This is a genomic window from Erwinia sp. SLM-02 (genome assembly GCF_037450285.1).
Taxonomy (GTDB): domain Bacteria; phylum Pseudomonadota; class Gammaproteobacteria; order Enterobacterales; family Enterobacteriaceae; genus Erwinia.
The window spans coordinates 1195517-1215211 of record NZ_JAQISN010000001.1 but is presented as its reverse complement, the minus strand read 5'-3'; the positions used below and the strand labels follow the sequence as shown (position 1 = coordinate 1215211).

Below are 19695 nucleotides of genomic sequence, written 5' to 3'. Positions count from 1 at the left end.
GCGTAGGCGAACCTGCGTTAATGCCTGCCTTATATTAACGCGATTTATCATTTTCAGACTTTATTTTTAATTAAAGACTAACAATCCCTATTCCAACCCAGGATATTCATCATGGCAAAGATAAAAGCAGCAATTTTACTCACCGTTATACCTCTGCTCACTACCGGCTGTATTTCACTTAGTCCGAGTGAGAAACCCTCGGCAACGTCGCCACAGCTTCAGTCTTCGGGCAGAACATCGTTATGGAACGATGCCAGCCTGTTCGGTAAGGTGCCTTCAACGCTGCAGCACGAAGGCGATGTAAAATGCGCAGCAATGCATAAAGGCCCGGCCATTGGCTACCACCCGCACGCGAAAAAGAGCGACGGCAGCTATTTCCAGGGTAATGCTTATCTGTGCTCGATTATTTAAACTACCACTCGGCGATCATACGGTTCCGGGTTAATTAATCGGGGCCGTACCCATCCATCATGGCACCTTCTGCAGATAACCTTCGCACCGACAACCCATCTGGCTCTGGTGGTTCTGGCCAGAAACGAACCCAGGCTATAAGCTCGTCGACTATCATTTTATGCTTACGCTGACCGCATTCCCCACCCTCACGCCCACCTCAACGACGTCCATCTCTCTTTCCAATAATGACGACAAAAGGTAAAATATTCTTACCAATAAAATTGTAACTGAATGGATTTATTACATGACACTCTCACCGTCCGGCTCCGTTGAACAAAAAATCGACCACACAAAACGCGATTTTTCAAAAAAAATATTGTGGCAAGCGCTGCATGGTGGCGTCTTTTATATCTTTTTAAGTTTTTTTCTTCTGCTAGGCATAAGGTTTGATAACGGCGACTTTATTAATAAAAAATTTGTTAACGTATTTTTTGAAAACCTTGCGCCCGACTCAATAATGATTTTAGTGATCGTTGGGGGCATGCTGACTGTGAGCAGAATGATGGTAATAGGTCCGAATCAGGAGGAAAAACCGGTTGAGGGTTGGTTCTTCCGCTTTGCTGTTTTTCCGGTCATTAATACAGGAAAAATATTAGCAATCTCCGGGTTGGGAATGATGATCGGACTGTTTATCGCTTGCACTATCTCCGTTTTTCCTGAGTGCTATGCAGCTAAAGCGTTCCGACTAGTTATCGTATTTATTGCCTATATTATTGGCTTCAGCGTGATGGAATACCTTGGAAAATACGGTTATCGTTCAAGTGTCGGGGATTGCCTTACGTATTTCACCCTGGCCCTTCTCCTGGTGCTAATGCCCTGCCTTTATGTGTGGGCTAATTAATTGTCGTTAACGATCCGGCACGTTATCATTGGACAACGCGCCGGATTTTTTAAAACGACAGCTCGCGTATCAGCACCGCGTGCACCCGCTGCCACAGTTTAACCGCCGGGCTTTGCGATTCCCCCTTCAGCGACACCGTACCGACCAGCACCTGCTGCGGCGAAAGGCTGTCGGCGGGCAGCTTCAGCACCACACGGTACACCGCCTGCTCCGGCGTCAGCCTGCGCTGTGCATCGCTCAGCGTCGCCACCGGGCCGCCGTAGACCGACGCCAGCTCCGCCAGCGGTTTCATATCCGCCAGCGCCGCATGCTCAATATCCACCACGGTAATCTCACTGGCCGCGCGGGAGGCATCGCGGGGATAGAAAGTACCGCCGTCGCCCACCTTCAGCCGCCGCCAGTCCTGTTCGGACACCAGCGCCTCCACCACCCCACCCTGCGAGCCGATCAGCGTACCGAGCCATTCTCCCGGCGGCAGCCATTCTCCCGGCGTGATAGGCAGCAGCTGATCCACCATCACCCCGTCGGCCGGCGCGCGAAGGGTCAGCGCCTGCTGCTGCTGCTCCAGCACCGCCAGCCGCTGACTGGCGGCCTGCTGCTCCTGACGCACCCGCTGATGGTTCTGCGCCGCCCGCCGGTTCATCAGCTGATACTGCTGCTGCCAGGCCAGCGTGGCCACCTGCTTTTCCAGCTGCTGGCGCTGGTGCGATTCACCGTCCGCCTGCAGGATAAACAGCGGATCTCCGGCTTTTACCGATTGACCGGGCTTAACCAGAATCTCTCCGACCCGTCCGGCCAGCGGCATATAAAAACTGTGCTGCTCGGCGGCGCGCAGCAGCGCCGGCGCGGTGACGGTGCGCTGCCACGGCACGATCAGCGCCAGCAGAGCCAGCGTAACCACCGCCAGCGTGACCCCAAGATGGCGATTCATTCGATAATCCTTACGTCGTTGGGTCCATTCACGCAGCTCCTGCCAGACAGGCAGCAGGATAAACCAGCCAATTTCCACCGCAAACAGCGCCATGCCCAGCAGCTTGAACGCCATGTGGTAGACCAGCAGCGCAATGCCGGTAAACAGAAACAGGCGATACACCCAGGTGGCGAAGGCGTAACTTAACAGCGTGCGCCGCAGCCAGCCCGGCCACTGTTCGGGCGGGGCATCGCCCAGGCCAAAAAGCCACTCGCGCAGCCGCCAGCGGGCCAGCGCAAAGCCGCGCGCCTGCAAATTCGGCACGCCCAGCGCGTCGGAAAGCAGAAAATAGCCGTCAAAGCGCATCAGCGGGCTGAGGTTAATCAGCAGGGTCATGATCCAGGTGGTGGTCGCCAGCATAAACGCCGCGCTGCGCCACATGCCGTCCGGCAGGAAGCTCCACGCCAGCGTCGCCCAGGCCGCCAGCGCCAGCTCCACCAGCATCCCGGAAGCCCCTATCGTCAGCCGCTGGCGGCGCTTCGGCAGCTTCCACGACGCCGAAGTATCGGTATACAGCACCGGCATCAGCACCAGCAGCGCCACCCCCAGCGTGGAGACCCGCGCGCCGTAGCGGGTGCAGGTAAAGGCGTGGCCCAGCTCGTGCAGGCACTTGGTCACCACCAGCGTGCCCCCGGCCAGCAGTGCGCCCTCCAGGGTGAAAAAGTGCAGGAAGGTGTGCAGAAACGTCTGCCACTGGCGGCTGGCGAACAGCAGCCCGCAGGCCCCGGCAGCCAGCGTCGCCAGCCAGAACGGCCGCCGGTAGAACAGCTCCACGTGCGGCAGCAGCCGCTGCAGCAGGCGGTGCGGATGCAGCAGCGGAATGCGCATAAACAGATAGTTATGCAGCAGCCAGCGCCACCAGACGCTGCGGCTCTGCTGCTGCTGATTGAGGAACTGCTTCAGCGCGGCTTCACCCTCGGGCCGGGTCAGGGAATGAAACTGCAGGAAACGGCTAAAGTTCTCCACCTCCTCGTCACCGATCTCCAGCGGCAGCCGCTGATTCACTTCGGCAATCAATCTCTGACGATCGCCCAGCGACCAGCGCGACAGCAGCGCCATCTCCAGCCAGCCGAGGCGGAAAAAGCGCCCGCGCTGCGGATCTTCCAGCGTCCAGCTGGGGGAACCGTCCCAGTTCGCCGGGCCGCGATGCAGGATCAGCTCTTCGCGCAGCGCGGGCAGCGGAGCCGAACTTGCGGCAGAACGCGCCAACGAAGCCCCACCGGCATGCAGCGGCGCATCAGCGCCTGAAGCCGATCCCTGAGCAGCCAGCGCCGCCGCTGTATCAGCAAGAGAACCCGGAACCGTACCGTTAACTGACGTCCCCACGGTTATACTCCCAGCCAGACTCGCATCGCCGACCAGGGCTTACGCAGCAGCCAGGCGATCAGCACCGTGCGCTCGCCGTAGATTTTCGCACTGCCCTTCAGTCCGACGCGCAGCAGCGGAACCGGCTGAGTAAATCCGGCGCGCAGCCGGTAGGCCATAATATTTTCCGCCGTCAGCGCCGCGCGGTAGCCGGTCTGCTGCAGCGTCGCCGCCACCGCGTTATCCGGCGCGACGTTGAGGAACAGCCGCACCTCCGCCCCCGGGGCCAGCGCGATGGCGTCGGCGGCGGGCAGCTGGATCTCCAGCTCGCTGTCCGCCGGATCGGCCACCAGCATTATTTTCTCGCCCACCGCCACCGGGCGGCCGGTCAAATCGCTGACGTCGTCAAAAATCGCCACGCCGTCACGCGGGGCCACCAGTTCGGTGCGCGCAAGCTGCGCCTGCAGGAAGGCCATCTCGGCGCGCCCCTGCTCGCGGCGGCTGGCCAGCACCGCCAGCTGCGCTTTGGCATCGGCATCGCTCAGTGCCTGCTGCTGCGCCTGGCGATATTCACCGTCGCTGGCGGCAAACTGCTGCCTGGCGCTTTCCAGCTGGTTCTGCAGCTCGCGGGAGTCCAGACGCACCAGCGCCTGCCCCTGCTTCACCGCCTGGTTGGGCCGCACGAGGATCTCATCAATCACCCCGGCCAGCGGCGCACGCAGCAGCGCCGGGCGATGCGCCACCACTTCTGCGGGCGCGATCACCGACTGGCGCACCGGGATCAGCATCAGCGCCAGCAGCAGCGCGCAGGCGGCAATCACCCTGCCGCGCTTCGGCTTCTGCCGCTTCGCGCCGCGCCGTGGATTCAGCCCGAACCAGGCGTGACCATAAGCCCCGCTCAGCTCTTTCAGCAGCAGCAGCTCGCCGTCCTGCCACGGCGTTTCACGCAGCAGCAGCAGCGCCAGTGCGGTTTCACCCTGCGCGGCAGGCAGCGGCAGCCACAGACCGTACGCGGGCAGATACTCCTGCCACACCGCGCGATCGGCGGGGTCCAGCACGCTGGCATCCAGCCGCGAGGGCTGGCCGTAGCTCTGCTGCCAGCGGGCACACAGCCGGGCCATCTCCTGGCTGAACGGCGCGTGGCCGTCCGGCGCGGCGATACCGGAAACGGCGCGCAGCCTGCCGCTGACGCCGTCCCACAGCAGCGCCTGGCGGTAGGGCGTCAGGCGATGAGTTTCATTGACCATAAAGAAGGCCAGCTCGTCGCTGCTGGCCAGCTCGCGCATCCGCCCCTGCAGGCGCAGCAGCTCGCTCAGCGCCCGCAGATGCCCTTCCGCTGCCGCGGTCTGGTTTACCTCGCTCATTGCGCCGCCGTGTCGGAGGTGGCGGGCAGGCTGAACTGCGCCGCACCGCTCATGCCGGGCAGCAGCAGGCCGTCGCCCTGCTCTTCAATGCGGCCGAACACCTTCACCGACTGGCTGACCGGATCCACCGCCGACGACAGCCGGACGATTTTCGCCGGGTAGCTTTCCCCGGTTTCATCCAGCGCCACGGTAAACGGCGTACCGGCTTTCAGCCAGCGCAGCCAGCGCGACGGCACGATCATCTCCAGCTCAAAGGCGCTGTCATCGTACAGCGTCAGCAGCGGCTTGCCTTCCGGCACCGTTTCCCAGTTGCGCACCAGGGTTTCGGTCACGCGGCCGGAGAACGGCGCTTTCAGCACGCAGCGGTCGAGCATCGCCCTGTTTACGCCGCTTTCCGCCTGCGCCATGCTCACCGCCGAACGCGCCTGCTCCACGTCCGAGACGCTGATCGAGTTCAGGCGATCCAGCCGGTTCGCCACCGCCAGCTTTTTCCGCGCCGCCTGTTCGCTGGCGCTGGCGTAGTTCAGCTTCTCTTTCAGCATGGTGCAGTCGAAGCTCAGCAGGGTGGCGCCCTGCTTCACCCTATCGCCCTCTTTCACCGTCAGCGTATTGATCCGCGCCGCAATGCCGCTGGAAAGCGTGGTCTGCTGCACCGCGCTGAGCTGGACGCGCACCGGCTCCGGCGGCGCGTCCTCCGCCAGCGCACGGTCGGCACACACCATCATCAGCGCCAGCAGCAGCGGATACGCCCGTTTTTTGCTCATCACTGCGCACCGCCGGAAAGCGAGCTGTAGCTGTCCCACATGTTGCCTGAGCTCACCGCGTACGGCTGGCTGCTCACCGCCTGCTGTGCAGGTGTCGGGGCCGGGGCCGGACGGCTGGCGGCCAGCAGCGCGGCAGAAGGCGCGGCGGTGGTGACCTTACCGGTTGGCGCACCCAGCGCAGGCACGGCAATCGCCCCGTTTTCAATCTGCCTGCTGGTGCTGTTGATGCTGCTGCTCAGCGCGGCCAGGCTGGTGTCGTTAACGCGGTCCGGCAGAATATCCAGACCGGCGGCCTGCCAGATGCTGCCCAGCGCGTTCTGCATCACCGCGAAGCTGCGGTCGCGAGCGCGAGTGGTCAGAATGGTCTCGGTGCTGACGCGGATCTGCTCCATCTGGGTGGCAGCCTGGTTACGGTAGCTGAGGTCGGTCTGCTGATAGATGCCCTGCTGCACGCGCGCCAGTTCCTGGTAGCGGTTGAACATCTGTACGCTGCTCAGGTACTCCTGCCAGGAGACGTTAACCTGGGCCATCACCGCCATGCGCATCGCCTGGCGACGGGCTTCCGCCACCTGTTCGGCTGACTCGCCCGCACGCTTCACCGACGACCACGCCAGCACGTTCAGCAGGTTGCCGCTGACCTGTACCCCGGCGGTGGCCCAGCCGTGGTTCACCAGATAGCTGTTGCTGTCGCCGTTCACCCCGGCAAACAGTGTGGCACCCGGCATCAGTCGCAGCAGCGAACGGCGGGTTTCCAGCACCGCGTTGCGCGCTTCGTAGCTCTCTTCGCGGATTTCCGGGCGGCGCACCATGGAGATATTTTCCAGGTCGCCCAGCGTGTAGCTCATCTTCGGCGCGGTCATGCTGCTTTCAGCCGGGACCACCAGGCTGAAGTCGCTGGCCGGCGGCAGGTTCATCAACGAGGACAGGCGGGCTTTCGCCAGCGCCAAGTCGCTGTCCACCACTTCCAGCTGGCGCACCATCTCCAGCATATTTTTCTGGAAGCGCAGGGATTCAACCGGCGGCAGCAGGCGCTCGCGCTCGGTGGCGCGGGCATAGTCCAGCGAGCGCTTCGCTTCACCCAGCGCGCGGGTGACTTCCGGCTTCAGGCGCTGCGCGGTGGCCGCTTCCCACCAGGCGGTGCGCACCTGGCGAGTAATATCCGCCACCACTTTGCGGCGGCGCTCTTCGGCGGCGAGAGTTTTGTTGGCCTGCATATGGGCATTAACGTAGCTGATACCGAAGTCCAGCACGTTCCAGCTCAGGGTCAGATCGGCGGTGCGGGTGGTCTGATCCTGGCTGGTGGACGATTCCAGCGACTGCTGGCCGGTGGTCACCGACTGGCTGCTGGAACCGGCAACGTTGTCGCGGGTCTGCAGTCCGGCGCGGGCCGCCAGCTTCGGCAGCATATCCAGGCTGGCGACGCTGCGCAGATCGTCCTGCATCGCCTGCTCCATCAGCGCCACGCGCTGCTGCAGGTTGTACTTCAGCGCGCGGGCAATGGCTTCATCCAGGGTAATGTTGCCGCGCACCGGCTCCTGGTCGCTGAACATCTGCGTGCGGTCGGTCATCGCCTGCGTCACCTGCTCGGCAGGCGTCATCGCCTCGGGGGTGACGGCGCATCCGGCCAGCAGGGTGCAGGCCAGCGCCACGGCCAGGCTTAAACGGCGCGGCGCGAGGAACGGCGCCTGTACGGGTGCAGAAACAGAGGTAAAGTGAGTCACTGAAAGCGGTCCCATGGTATTGAAATTATTCATTGATAAAGTTGAATCCCTGTTAGTCACGCGCCAGCGCATTCAGCGCCTGGAGCAAATCGTCGCCGTCGCCGCGCAGGGCATTCAGCGAGTGTGAAACACCCGGGTTAAAGGCCACGTCCGGCTGCGTCTGAACGCGTACCCCGCTGGTCGGTATCAGGAACCGTTCGCTGGTTTCCGCCGCCGCACGCGCAGACTCGCTGCCGTGCAGCGTCAGCAGCAGCGCCGGCGCGCCGCCCGCCCGCTCAAGTCGCAGCTGAACCTGACCCACGCGGCCGGCATCGGCGGCGTCAATCTGCAGCTCGCGGCGGGCGGCGTCATAGCGGATCCACTCGGGCAGCGGGCGACCGTTGGCCAGTTGGACCGACACAATGCCGCCGCGCCCCGCCAGGCCAGGCGGTAGCGTATAGACCTGCTGACCGTTGCCGCCGTCGTGCCATTCACCGCGCCATGCGGTGGCCCGCGCCAGCGCCGGGTTCTCGGCGGTACGGGAGGTGAAGTTGACCTTCTCCATCGTCGGCATCAGCGTGGGCATCAGCGGATCGAGCTGCCACGGCGTGGCCTGATAGTCCAGCGGGCCGCTGGCCAGCACCGGGGTATCGCTCAGCACCAGCGGATCGCGCGGTGCCTCGGCGCTGACCGGGATAAATTCCGGCTCGCGTTCCTGCCAGATAAAGCGTTCGGCATCACCGTCCGTCTGTGGGAACAGCGTCACCGGGGTCATCACCACCGGCGACACGCCCGCCCCGGCAGGCTGGATGGTCAGCGTAAAGGTGCGGCTGGCGACGCCGCCGTAAGGATCGGTGACGCTGACGGTAATCAGATAGCTGCCGTCGGTGGCGGCGCGGCCGCTGAGGGTACGCGTGTCGGCGTCAAAGCTCAGCCCGTCCGGCAGCCCGCTGACGCGCCAGGTCAGGTCATCGCCGTCGGCATCGTTAAACAGATCCGCCGGCAGCGTCTGCTGCCAGTTGATGCCCGCAATTGGCTGGTCAGGGGTAAAGGTGGCATCGGTCACCAGCGGCGCGCGGTTGGCCAGCAGCACCAGCGTGCGGCTGACGCTGGCGCCCCAGGCGTCGGTCGCAGTCAGCGTCAGGGTGTAGCGCCCGGACGGCAGCGTGCCGCTCAGCGTGTGGGTTTCGACATCAAAGCGAAGTCCCGCAGGCAGGTTATCCGCCTGCCAGGTCAGCGCATCGCCGTCGGCGTCGGTAAACAGCGTGTCGGCCAGCGCCACGCTTACCGCCGTACCGGACGAGACGCTGAAGCTGGTCTCACCGGTGCCCAGTTCCGGCGTGGTGTTCACCCGCAGTTCAAGCTGGCGGGTCGCGCTGGCACCGTCGCCGTCGGTCACGGTGATGCTCAGGGTGTAGACCCCCGCCGAAGTGGCGGTACCGCTCAGCGTGCCGGTGGCCGCATCGAAGGTGATACCGTCCGGCAGGCCGCTGATACGCCAGCTCAGCGTGTCGTTATCGGCATCGGTAAACAGCCCCTGCGGGAGCGTGGCGGTGTACGCCGTGCCAAGGGTGATCACCGCAGGCTGATAGCTGACGTCGGTGCTCTGCGGCGCATGGTTAATGGTCACCGCCTGCTGCCAGGTGCCGCTGGTCAGTTCGCCGTCGCTGACCACAAGTGACAACGTCACATCTCGTCCGGTGTTGTTATCCGTATTGTTCCAGACCAGGCTGCTAATCACCCGGCCTGCGGTGGCGCTGCTGACCCCGTCGGCGAAGGTAACGATCAGCACGCCGTCGTGCTGGCTGAAGCTGCCAGTCACCGTGCCGTTGTCCAGCAGCTGGCCGTCGGCGTTCAGCGTCAGACCGCTGGCGGCGGTAAAGGCAAAGCTGCCCAGCCCGCTGCTGTCGGTCACGGTCAAGCTCGCCCCGCCGTAGTTACCGCTGCCGTCGTTAAGCAGGTCCAGTGCTTTATCCTTCAGCGTAACGTCGCTGCTGAAGTTCAGCTCCGCGCCGCTGCCGACGGTGTAGCGCACCTCTTCCACTACGGTGACCAGGCTGGCGAGCTGGCTGCCGCTGACGATCACCCCGCCGTCGCGGGTAGTGATGATGGTCGTTGCACCGTTCAGCGCCGCGTACTCGCTGCTGCTCCAGCTGGAGGTCAGGGTCAGCCTGCCGCTGTTGCCGATGCTGTAAGCCTGCAGCGTCCCGTCGCTCAGGGTGACGTACAGGCTGTCGCTGCTGGTTGCCAGTGCGGTCACGCCGCCGATCTCGCTCATCACGCCGGTCTGCACGATCTGCCCGCTCTTCTGGTTAAGGCTGAAGATTTGCAGACCGCTGCTGGTAGCGACGTAAATCAGGCTGCCGTCTTCGCTGGCGGTCATCGCCGACGGTGAGTCGATGGAGAGCCTGCTGCCGCTGGCGTCGGTACTCTGGTCGTAGACCGCGCCGAGCAGTGCCAGCGTGCCGTCCGCCTGGCGCTGGTAGACAATAATGGCGTTGGGGAACTGGCTGGATACCGGATCGGTAACGATAAACAGATAATCGCCGCTGATCGCCTGCGCCACCGGCTGCCACAGGCGCGGCTCGCTCCAGGCATCGGCATAGATATCCTGCAGCGTGGTCATCTTGCCGGTTTCGGCATCAATGGCGATCGCGCTGAGGCCGTTCTGGTTATACACGTAGATCGTCAGCCCGTCGTCGGAGACCAGCACCGAGCTGATATCCCACATTTCTATCCTGTCGTCCTGCGTCAGCGTACCGTCCGCGCCGATGCTGAAGGTGTTAAGGCTGTAGTTGTAGTCATCCTCTGAGCCGCCCTCGGGCACGCCGCTGGTGCTGATCACCAGCTTGCTGCCGTTATCAATCAGGGCGATCTTGTCGACTTTACCCAGCCCGCTGTCCATGTTGCCGAGCCAGGTCAGCGCCCCGGTGGCGGTATCGCGGCTGAACAGCGCGACCTTGCCGCTGCCGTCGATAACGTACAGGCTGGTGCCGTCGTCCGACAGCACGCTTTGGATAATCGTGCCGAGGCCGCTGACTTCGCTGAGGCTTCCGGCCCAGCTGAGCTTATCGCTATCCGGTGAACTGAGCTGCGGGCCAGCATCCTGCGCCTGCAGCGTGATGATCGAATGGATATCCAGATCGGTACTGTCGCTGCCGCCGAGCGCGGTGCCGCCGTTGTCTTTAATACCGGTCAGCACGATTTCGCGGCTGCCGAGATAGGCATCCGGGTTGCCGTAGCCGATAGTGTTGATCAGCGTCTGCGCCTGTTCGGCGCTGATGCCCGCATCGCTAGCAATGCTGACCGAAGCCACGCCGTCGGTGACGCTGACCGTCACCACGATATTGCTGTCGGTCAGCACGCGAACGCCGTCGGCCAGCAGGACGTTTTTACCGTCAACCACCAGATAATCGCTCTCGCCGCTCACCAGCCCGCTGACGCTGAGGGTGATTTGTACGATGCTCTGGTCGTTCTCGATGGTATCCACCACCGTGTTGCTGAACACCAGCGTGCTGCCGCTGGTATCGCGATAGGTCGGGTCGGTCGCCTGGCTGCTCACTTCCGGCGCGTCGTTAATCTGAGTGACATTGACCTCAACCAGCTGGCTGGCGGTGGTCCAGGGATCGCTGATGCTGACCACCATCGTCAGGGTGCTGCCCGGCGCTTTACTGGTGCTCTGCCAGCTGATTTGATGCAGGACCTGGTTGGCGACCGCGGTGGTAACGTCGGCGGTAAAGGTGACGGTCAGCGTACCTTCGCTGACGTTAAAGCTGGCGATGGCTGTGCCGTTAAGCAGGATATTGCCGTTCTCCAGCGTCAGCCCGTTGCCCTCTTTCAGACTGTAGCTGTCGTCGGCGTTGGCCCACCCATCGCGCGCCATGGTGATGGTGGCACCGTTGTAGTTGCCCGCACCGCCGCTGGCCGCATCGTAATCCACGTCACGAAGCACCAGCTGGCTGGCGATCTCGCTGCTGCCGCGTTCGGTCCACGCCACGGAGACCAGATCCGTTGAGCTGTCGAATGAGCGCAGGCCGGTTTTGTAGTAGCGCGAACCGCCGTAGATCGATTTGCCGTCGGCGGAGATCGCCACCGCAATCATCGCCCCGTCGCCCTGCAGGGTATTGCGCAAGGTCAGGCTGCCGCCGTCACCGATGGTGTACACCGCCAGGCTGGCGGCGTTGGTGCCGACGTACAGCGCCGAGCCATCCGCGGAAATCGTCACCGACATCGGGAAGCCGCCCACCTCGGCGTTGACGGATTTTGACGAGATCAGGCTCATGCTGCCGTTCGCCGCATCGTAGTGCAGCACGGTCAGGTAGTTAGCGGTACCGGTCACCACGTAGATATAGCCGTCGTCGGAAACCGTCATCTGAGTGAAGACGCCGCCGTTTAACCCGCTGCCGGAGCCGAGCGTACCCGCACTGCTGGCGTTGCCGTCTTTATCGGTCCAGGTCAGCGCGGTGCCGTCGCGGGTCAGCTTACCGGCGTAGCTCAGCGCGCCGCTGCCGTCGGTGGTGTAAAGATTCATGTTACCGGTGCTGCTGATGACGTACAGCGTGCCGCGGGCGTCGAAGTCCATGCTGATGGCGCTGCTCAGTCCGGTAAAGTTCTCCTGCGCGGCGAGTTTGCCCTGCGCATCCACGCTGTAGCGGTACAGCCCGCTGGCGGTCAGCGCGTAAACGCTGCTGCCGTCATCGGACATCGCCAGTTTTACCGCCGCCGCGCTGAGATTAACGCTGGAAACCGCCGTCAGCGAGCCGTCATCGCCGAGGGTAAATGCCTGCAGTACCGCCTGGCCGCTGCTGTTGGTACCGGACAGATACAGGGTGTTGCCATCGGCGGAAAACGCCGTCTGGGTGGTGCCCTGGAGGCCTTCGATTTCAATACCGTTGTCGTCGTTACCGTCATTGACGCTGCCCTGGGTATAGGTTTTTTGCAGCGTCAGCTTGCCGGTGCTGGTATCGCGGCTGTAAACGCTGACGTAAAGGGTGCCGGTCCAGTTAGCCCCGGTGCCACCGATCACCACCAGGCTGGTACCGTCTTCTGACAGGTTAATCGCGTCCACGTAGTAGCCATAGTTCTCAAGGCCACCCTGCGAGGTGTAGATCAGCGAGCTGGACTGCGGGCCGAGCGTCGGTGTGGTGTTGGCGGCCTCATCGGCGGTGATCACCCGCAGAGTCATATCGCGGCTGGCGCTGTCGCCGGATTTATCGGTCACGGTGAGGGTAATGGTGTTATCGCTAAGCGAGGTCGCCGTACCGCTGATGGTCAGGGTTTTTGCATCGAAGGTCAGCCCTTCCGGCAGGCCCTCCACCGTCCACGTCAGCCTGTCGCCGTAAATGGCATCGGCATCGTTAAACAGCGTGGTGTCCAGCTTCAGGGTGAACGACTCGTTGACCACCGCCGAGCTGAGCTGATTGCTGGCGTCCCAGTTGGTTTGCGGCGCACGGTTATCAATCTGCGCCACCGCCAGCGACAGGGTCAGGCTGGCGGTGGCACCGGTGCTGTCCTTCGCGCCGATCGTGATGCTGAAGGTGCCGACCGCCGTGGTGGAGCCGGAAATCGTGCGGGTTTCGGCATTGAAGGTCAGACCGTCCGGCAGGCCGGTGACGCTCCAGATCAGGTTTTCACCGTCGGCATCGCTAAACAGCGCCGGCAGCTCCAGCCAGTAGTCCGTCTCGGTAGTGGCCTGCGGCAGAGTATAGCCAGCGGCAACGTCCTGATTGAGCAGCGGGCTGGTGTTCACGCGCAGCAGCACGGTGCCGGTGTTGCTGTTCAGCTGGCCGTCATTGACCACCACACTGAGCGTCACCAGCGCGCTGCTGGTGCCGGTGGTTGCCCACATCACCTGCTGTAGCACCTGGTTGGCGGTGGCGGTGGTCACATCGACGGTGAAGGTGATTTTCACCGTATTACCGCTGGCGGCAACGGTGCCAATCACGCTGCCGTTCAGCAGCAGCTGGCTGCCCTGCTGGGTCAGGCCGCCGTCGCTGGCGAAGCTGTACTGGCTGTCGCTGCTGCCGGAGGCGGTCAGGGTGATCGAGGCGCCTTTATAGTTGCCCGCGCCGTTGTTCAGCACGTCGAAGTTGCTGTCGGAGACGTTCATGCCGGTGGTCACCGCCACCGGGCTGCCGCCGACGGTGTAGGTGATCAGTGAGGTATACACCTCCACGCTGCTGCCACCGACCACCGCCAGCGAGGTGCCGTTGCTGGCCAGCGCGGTGCTGCCGCCGGTGGTCTGGCTGCTGACCAGGGTCAGCGCGCCGGTGCTGGCAATGGCATAGACCGACAACTCGCCGCTGCTGGTGCTAACGTACAGCAAAGTGTTGTCGCTGCTGATGACCAGGTCTTTCGCCGAGGTAATGGTGCGGCTTTCGACCTGCGTTAAAATGCTGCCGTTGAAGCGCCAGGCGATCAGCGCTCCGGTGCTGGTGTTCAGGGTATAGATCACGCTGCCGTCGCTGCTGGCGGCCAGCTGATATTGATAGCTGTAATTAAGCGGCGAGGCCACGGTGGTGTTATCCACTTCCACCAGCGTAGTGACGCCATTCTTGACCTCGCGCTTCAGTACGGTCAGCGTCTGAAAGTCTCCGCCCGCGGTCATGACAAAAACATAGTCGCCCACTGAGGTCAGCCCGGCATGGCGGTCCACATTGCCGGTAAGACGGGAGGCAAAGGTCAGCGCGCCCTGGGCATTGATATCGTAGATATAAATCCCGTTGACTTCAGAGCTGATATAAAGCTGTTTACCATCCTCGCTGATGGCCATATTGATTGGCGTATCGCCGATGGCTTCTTTACTGGCGAAGCTCAGCGTACCGTCCGCGGCACGGGTCAGGGTGATGATTGCGCTGGTGGAACCGTATCCTCCTTCATTCGGCACCACGTTCAGCAGATAGACCGCCTTATCGCCCACCGCCATGCCGCTGGTCACGGCAAAATTCGCCGCGTCGCTAAAGGTTTGCAGTTTGGTCAGCACGCCGCTGTCGGAAACGCTGTAGACCACCACGCTGCCGGTGCTGCTGGCGACGTAGGCGAAGTCACCGTCCGGCGAATAGCTCACGGCATTGGCGCCGTCGGCGAGATCGGACACGGTGAGATCGTCCAGCAGCGTCAGGTCGCCGGTGCTGTCCACTTCGGGCGCGAGGTTTTTATCGTTATCTATGGTCACCGTGCTGCTGATGTCGAGATCGGTGCTGTCGTTTTGCGCGTCGCTAAGGGTTCCCAGCCGCACGGTGACGGTGCCGTTGCCGACTTCGCCGTCCAGCGCGCGATAGCTGATACCGTTAATCAGGGTCTCCACCGCATCGGGGGTCACGGTACCCGCATTGTTCAAAAACAGCGTGATGGTGGTGGTGTTATCGGCAATCGCCACGCTGTAGGAGTAGTGGCTGTTGGCCGTTTCGGTCGTGGTGCTGGTGGTCAGCGTAATGGCGGTGCCGTCTATCACCAGCGCCTGGTTGCTGCCGCTGGTGTTAACGCTGATGGTCAGCTTGCTGATTTCGTCACCGCTGCTGTCCGCCGCGACGCTGGCGTTGCTGAACAGGTGCACGTCGGCACCCGGCGTGCCGGAAGCGTCAATGCTAAACACCGCATCGCTGACCGGCGTCGCGGTGGCGACCGGTGCGGTGGTGGCAACGGCGGTCGCTTCGGCCACGTCGGCGGCGGTGGTGACCGCTGCGGCATCAAACATCATGCGCGGCTCCAGCGCCAGCGTCAGGCTCCAGGCCGGGCGTGTGGATGATTTTTTCATGAGTTCACCTAATAATTAACGCGTTCTGCCGGATGAATTACTCGATCAGGCGTACGGAACTGCTCTGTTTATCGATGCTCGCCAGAATGTCATCCAGCTTGTTGCCGATCTGACCTTCTGCCCCGGAGAAGCTGGAACTGTCGGCAAACTCCACCGAACCGCCATCGTTGTTGGTACACACCTGCAGTCCGGGCAGCGCAATGCGGTCAAACAGCCCGCGACCGAAATCTTCCGGGTCGCCCGGCCGCACGCCGATGAAATAGAACTTGATATCGCGGTTGCGGAAGCTGTTGCACAGCGAGCGGAAGCGTTCGGTGGCGGCCGGGGTGGCCTGGCCGGTTTCTTCACCACCGTCGATCGCCTCGCCGACATAGCTGTTGTAGGAATCGGTATCGAACCAGTCGCCGGTAGTATTGGCCATCATCACAATCACTTTCAGGTTGCCGCTGCCGCCGTCGTTAAAGTCCAGCGGATAGTCGCTGTCGCCCCAGCCGTCGCCGCCGCGAAACGCCGGGGACAGCGCCATCGCGCCCCAGCCCATGGCGATGGCGTAGTTGATGTTAAAGTGCGACTCCATCTGGTCCAGGCGGTCGGAGATCTTGCCGAGATCGTCGGTCAGCGGCAGCAGCGCCGCCGTCGGGCAGCCCTTGTCACCGACGATAAAGCGGGTGTCGTTCACCCCGGTGGCCTGGCCGAAGTCCGGGTTCGGTCCCACCCACTGAATAAACGGCATCCAGGTGGCGTTAATTGGCAGATCGTGGCGATAGTGGATCCAGAAGCTTTTGGCCGGTGCCTCTTCCCAGAAGTAATTATCCCCCTGATCCAGCCCGCGGTAGAGGCACATCCGCTTCGACTGCAGATCGGGCATCATGCGGCTGGCCATGTTGGCGATACCGTAGTCGTTGTTGCGAAACAGCGAGGTCAGTTCGACCGGCGTCAGCGCCTGGTTCAGCGACCAGCTGCGAATGCGGGTGCTCCAGTTATCGGCATCCCAGACGCTGACCGACTGGCTGTAGGGCACCAGCGCCATTCGCCGATCCGGGAAGTCGGTGAGGAACTCATCGGCAAAGGTATTGGTCAGGCGACGCAGCACCGCCAGGTCGGCGGCCTGCTCGCTGGAGGTGTTCGGCAGTATCATCGCCACTTCCGCCGGGCGATAGATCACTTCGGCGGTGGAGTAGATCTCCTGCTCCTGCGGGCCGACATCCAGCAGTTCGGGATCGCTGGCGTAGCTGACGCTGACGGTAAAGGTGCGATGGGCTTTATCCGTCCGTCCTTCGCTGACCGCAATATCAGAGATGCGCAGCTGCTCCGCCAGGCGGCTGTTAAGCCCGAGGTTGGTGCGGACGTATTCCCAGGCCAGCTGCTGCTTTTCACCGTCGCCGAAGCTGCTGTTGTTTTTAATCAGCGACTCGCGCCCCACCGCCAGCGCCGCCGCATCCGCCGCCCGCTTGATCTGCGCCGCGTCGCCGGTGGTTTGCATGCCGTCGATAATAAACGCGCCGCTGACCAGCAGCGCCATCATGCCCAGCACGTAGAACGCGGTTCCCGCCCCTTTTTCCTGCTGGCAAAAGCGGCGAACGGCGCGGTGCAGTCCGCTAAAAGGCTTAGTCATCGGCTTATTCATCGGCTTCTTCCTCCAGCCCGGCTTCCGCCGCCAGCGTGGCGTCCAGCGTCACGGTGTTGCGGGTCACGCGATTGACGGCGGTGACCTGAAGCTGGTTTTTCACCGTCATACCGCCCAGCAGGGTGAGATCGCTGCCGTTGCGGCACAGTTCCACCACCATCATCGACACATTCTCTTTGCCCGTCTCTTCATTCACTTCCGGCAGTTCGCCGGGCCAGATGCTGCCGGTGGGCACCACGTTATCGGTACAGATAGCGGTGTTACTGCCCCGCGACAGCTGCCAGTAGACCTGGCCGTTCTGCCGCACGTTGGCGATATTCAGCTGGTAGCTGCCGGTGTTTTCATCGGGGATCGTCGCGGCCAGCAGCCCGCTCAGCCCCTGGCGGGTCAGCTCGGTCTGCATCGCCAGCACCGAGACAATCGCCCCGGCGCGCTGCTCCAGATGTTCGCGCTCCAGCTCAACGGTGATCAGGTCGGTGAGCACCGCCCCCGCCGCCAGCACGATCGGCAGCGCCAGCGCGGTTTCCACCGCCAGCGAGCCGCGCTGTTGCCGCCACAGGCGACGCAGAAGGTTATTCATCGTTCAGTTCCGTACCGAAAACGTGTTTGTACTGGTAGCGGAAGGTATTCCCCAGCGACAGCACCTCCGGCAGCGGCGAGAGAAACTCCTTCTTGATCTGCACGGTCACCGACCACACCGGCAGCGTCTGGCGGTTTTCGCCCTGCTCATCGTCGGACACCGTAAGCCCACCCAGCTCGCTCAGGCTGTCAAAGTGCAGCACGCTGACCGACAGATCGTCGGCGGAGATATAGCCGTACCCCGCTTTCACCATGCGGCTGCGCAGCGAATCGGCCATATCGCTGGCGCTTTCGCTTTCCAGCGTGTCCAGGCGAAACGACTGCACGGCGTTATCCAGCGCCACGCTGCCGATGCCAATCACCAGCCCGATGCGCGCCAGTTCGAACAGCATCATCACGCCCACCAGCACCACCGGGGCGAGGAACGCCAGCTCGGTGGCGATCACTCCCCGCTCGCAGCGGGCGGCGGCGAAGAGGCGGCGCAGCTTTACGGCTGTCATTGGGCGTTTTCGCTGAGCGGCAGCATCTGGGTACTGGCCAGCAGCAGCGGATTACCGTTGCCGCCTTTCTGCTTCAGTTCGTCGGCGCGGGTGCTCAGCGTGGCGATCAGCCCATCGATGCGGTCGGCGGCGGCCAGGTGTGACAGGGTATCGCGAGCACCGGCCTCATCACCCTTATAGAGATAGGCCAGCGCCAGGTTAAGGCGCAGCGACGGGTTATTCATATCGGCGGTGCGCAGCTGGCCGATGGCGCGATCCGGCTGGCCGCTGGAGAGCCAGGAGAGCGCGAGGTTGTTCATCACCGCCACGTTGCCCGGCTCGCTCTGCAGCGCCTGCTCAAAGCGGCTGCGGGCCTCGTCGTGGCGGCCCTGGGCATCCAGCAGTACGCCCATGCCGTTCAGCGCGGTAGCGTTGCCGCCGTCGCGTCGCAGCGCACACTCGAAGTCTTTACCGGCGGTGGTCATACGGCCCAGCGCCAGCTCGGCGCGGCCCATGCCGAGGCACAGGGCCAGCGCTTCGGTGTCCGCCATTTTGTCGATATTGCCCCCCAGCGCATTGCGCGCGCGGCCATACAGCGCCAGCGCCTGCGCGGGCTGCTGCACCGGCGCGCTGACGGTAGCGTATTCCAGCATCTCGGCACCGCTCAGCTTGCCGCGCGCGTCCAGGCGGGCATACACTTCGCTGGCCGCTTCCAGCCGACCCTGATCGCGCAGCAGGCGCGCCAGCTTCAGCCCTTCATCTTTACTGCCCTTCAGTCCCAAGCCGGAACTGCAGCCGGCCAACATCAGGCCGCAGATCAGCGCCAGCAGCAGGCGCGGGGTCAACAGTGACGGGGATTTTTTCATCGACATTTCAGGTTCTCTCGTTATTGGGCCAGCAGGCGGATCACGCGCAGCAGCGCGGGTGCGGCCATAATGGCGATAATCGGCGGCAGAATAAGGGCCATCAGCGGTACGCTGAGCTGGGCGGGCAGCTTGCCCGCCTTCTCTTCCAGGGTCAGCAACAGGGTTTTGCGGCTTTCATCGGCAATGGTGCGCAGGGCCTGGGACAGCGGCGTGCCGTAGCGCTCCGCCTGCAGCAGGGTGGCGACCATGCTTTCGATTTCCGCCACCCGCGTGCGCTCGGCCAGGTGATACAGCGCGGTATTACGGTCGGCAAGGATCTGGAGTTCGGCGGCGGTGTAGCGCAGTTCGTCGGCCATTTCCGGTGCGGACAGGCCCAGCTCCTTCGAGACCACCTGCAATACGCGGCCAATCGGCAGGCCCGCTTCGGCGCAGACCACCATCAGATCCAGCGCATCGGGCACCGCACGGGCCAGCTTTTCCCCGCGACCGGCGGCGCGCATCTTCAGCCAGAACTCCGGCAGCAGCCCGCCGACGAAGAAGCCAATCAGCATCGCCGCCAGCCCGGTCAGGCTGAAGCGGTCACCGGCGGGCAGCGCGCCGACGTTAAGCAGCAGCCCCAGCGCCACGCCGGTCGCCAGCTTGCCGCTCAGCAGCCAGCCGAGCGCTTCCACCCGGCGGAATCCGGCCAGGTCCAGCAGGCGGCGCAGCTGCTGGCGATCGCGGTCCGATCCCGCCATCCGCTCGCCGAAGCGGGCCACCGGCATCAGCACCTTTTCCAGCTGCGGGGACAGCGCGGCCCCCTGGTTGCGCAGAATGCTCAGTTCGTCGGCCGTGCCGCCCTGCCCGGCGTCACCGGCACCGAGATGCGGCGCCAGGCGTGCCTGCAGGCGCTGCAGTGCGCCGCTGCGGCGGCTTTTCAGCAGCAGCCACAGGCCGGCGACAATCAGCAGCAGGGCCAGCCACAGCATTGAATCCGGGTTATGACTCATGG

At 63.3% G+C, this 19695-nt stretch carries 12 protein-coding genes; 2 read left to right on the top strand and 10 right to left on the bottom strand.

All coding sequences use genetic code 11. The features are described from left to right. Nucleotides 1-111: 111 nt before the first annotated feature. Both PGH32_RS05580 and PGH32_RS05575 read left to right on the top strand, forming a co-directional pair. Nucleotides 112-411: a hypothetical protein gene (locus PGH32_RS05580; RefSeq protein WP_314422120.1), complete on the top strand. Its 300-nt coding sequence runs from the start codon at nucleotides 112-114 to the stop codon at nucleotides 409-411. Nucleotides 412-697: 286 nt separating this feature from the next. Then, a complete protein-coding gene (locus PGH32_RS05575; RefSeq protein WP_314422122.1) occupies nucleotides 698-1294 on the top strand; it encodes a hypothetical protein in 597 nt (198 codons plus the stop codon). Between the two features lie 49 nt (nucleotides 1295-1343). Here PGH32_RS05575 and PGH32_RS05570 read toward each other — a convergent pair whose 3' ends face one another. From PGH32_RS05570 to PGH32_RS05525, 10 genes are all read right to left on the bottom strand, one after another. Further along, nucleotides 1344-3473, bottom strand: coding sequence for an HlyD family efflux transporter periplasmic adaptor subunit (locus PGH32_RS05570; RefSeq protein ID WP_337894262.1), 2130 nt, complete (start codon nucleotides 3471-3473; stop codon nucleotides 1344-1346). Nucleotides 3474-3592: 119 nt separating this feature from the next. Continuing rightward, nucleotides 3593-4933 (bottom strand): efflux RND transporter periplasmic adaptor subunit, encoded by a 1341-nt coding sequence (locus PGH32_RS05565; RefSeq protein WP_337893431.1) that lies wholly within the window; start codon nucleotides 4931-4933, stop codon nucleotides 3593-3595. Beyond that, nucleotides 4930-5658 carry an efflux RND transporter periplasmic adaptor subunit gene (locus tag PGH32_RS05560; RefSeq protein WP_337894261.1) on the bottom strand — a complete coding sequence of 243 codons (729 nt, stop codon included), beginning with the start codon at nucleotides 5656-5658 and terminating at the stop codon, nucleotides 4930-4932. The genes PGH32_RS05565 and PGH32_RS05560 overlap by 4 nt, the downstream gene beginning before the upstream one ends. A gap of 38 nt (nucleotides 5659-5696) precedes the next feature. Next, nucleotides 5697-7451: a TolC family protein gene (locus PGH32_RS05555; RefSeq protein ID WP_337893430.1), complete on the bottom strand. Its 1755-nt coding sequence runs from the start codon at nucleotides 7449-7451 to the stop codon at nucleotides 5697-5699. Between the two features lie 19 nt (nucleotides 7452-7470). Beyond that, nucleotides 7471-15153: a putative Ig domain-containing protein gene (locus PGH32_RS05550; RefSeq protein WP_337893429.1), complete on the bottom strand. Its 7683-nt coding sequence runs from the start codon at nucleotides 15151-15153 to the stop codon at nucleotides 7471-7473. A gap of 37 nt (nucleotides 15154-15190) precedes the next feature. Further along, entirely contained in the window at nucleotides 15191-16768 is a 1578-nt protein-coding gene (locus tag PGH32_RS05545) for a hypothetical protein (protein ID WP_337893428.1), read from the bottom strand. 4 nt (nucleotides 16769-16772) lie between these two features. Beyond that, complete coding sequence (locus PGH32_RS05540; RefSeq protein ID WP_314422143.1) at nucleotides 16773-17360, bottom strand: TadE/TadG family type IV pilus assembly protein; 588 nt, start codon at nucleotides 17358-17360, stop codon at nucleotides 16773-16775. Further along, nucleotides 17353-17859, bottom strand: a complete 507-nt coding sequence (locus tag PGH32_RS05535; RefSeq protein ID WP_314422145.1) for a TadE/TadG family type IV pilus assembly protein — start codon at nucleotides 17857-17859, stop codon at nucleotides 17353-17355. The genes PGH32_RS05540 and PGH32_RS05535 overlap by 8 nt, the downstream gene beginning before the upstream one ends. Next, nucleotides 17856-18710, bottom strand: a complete 855-nt coding sequence (locus tag PGH32_RS05530) for a tetratricopeptide repeat protein (RefSeq protein WP_337893427.1) — start codon at nucleotides 18708-18710, stop codon at nucleotides 17856-17858. The genes PGH32_RS05535 and PGH32_RS05530 overlap by 4 nt, the downstream gene beginning before the upstream one ends. A 14-nt stretch (nucleotides 18711-18724) precedes the next feature. Continuing rightward, nucleotides 18725-19693 carry a type II secretion system F family protein gene (locus PGH32_RS05525; RefSeq protein ID WP_337893426.1) on the bottom strand — a complete coding sequence of 323 codons (969 nt, stop codon included), beginning with the start codon at nucleotides 19691-19693 and terminating at the stop codon, nucleotides 18725-18727. Nucleotides 19694-19695 lie beyond the last annotated feature (2 nt).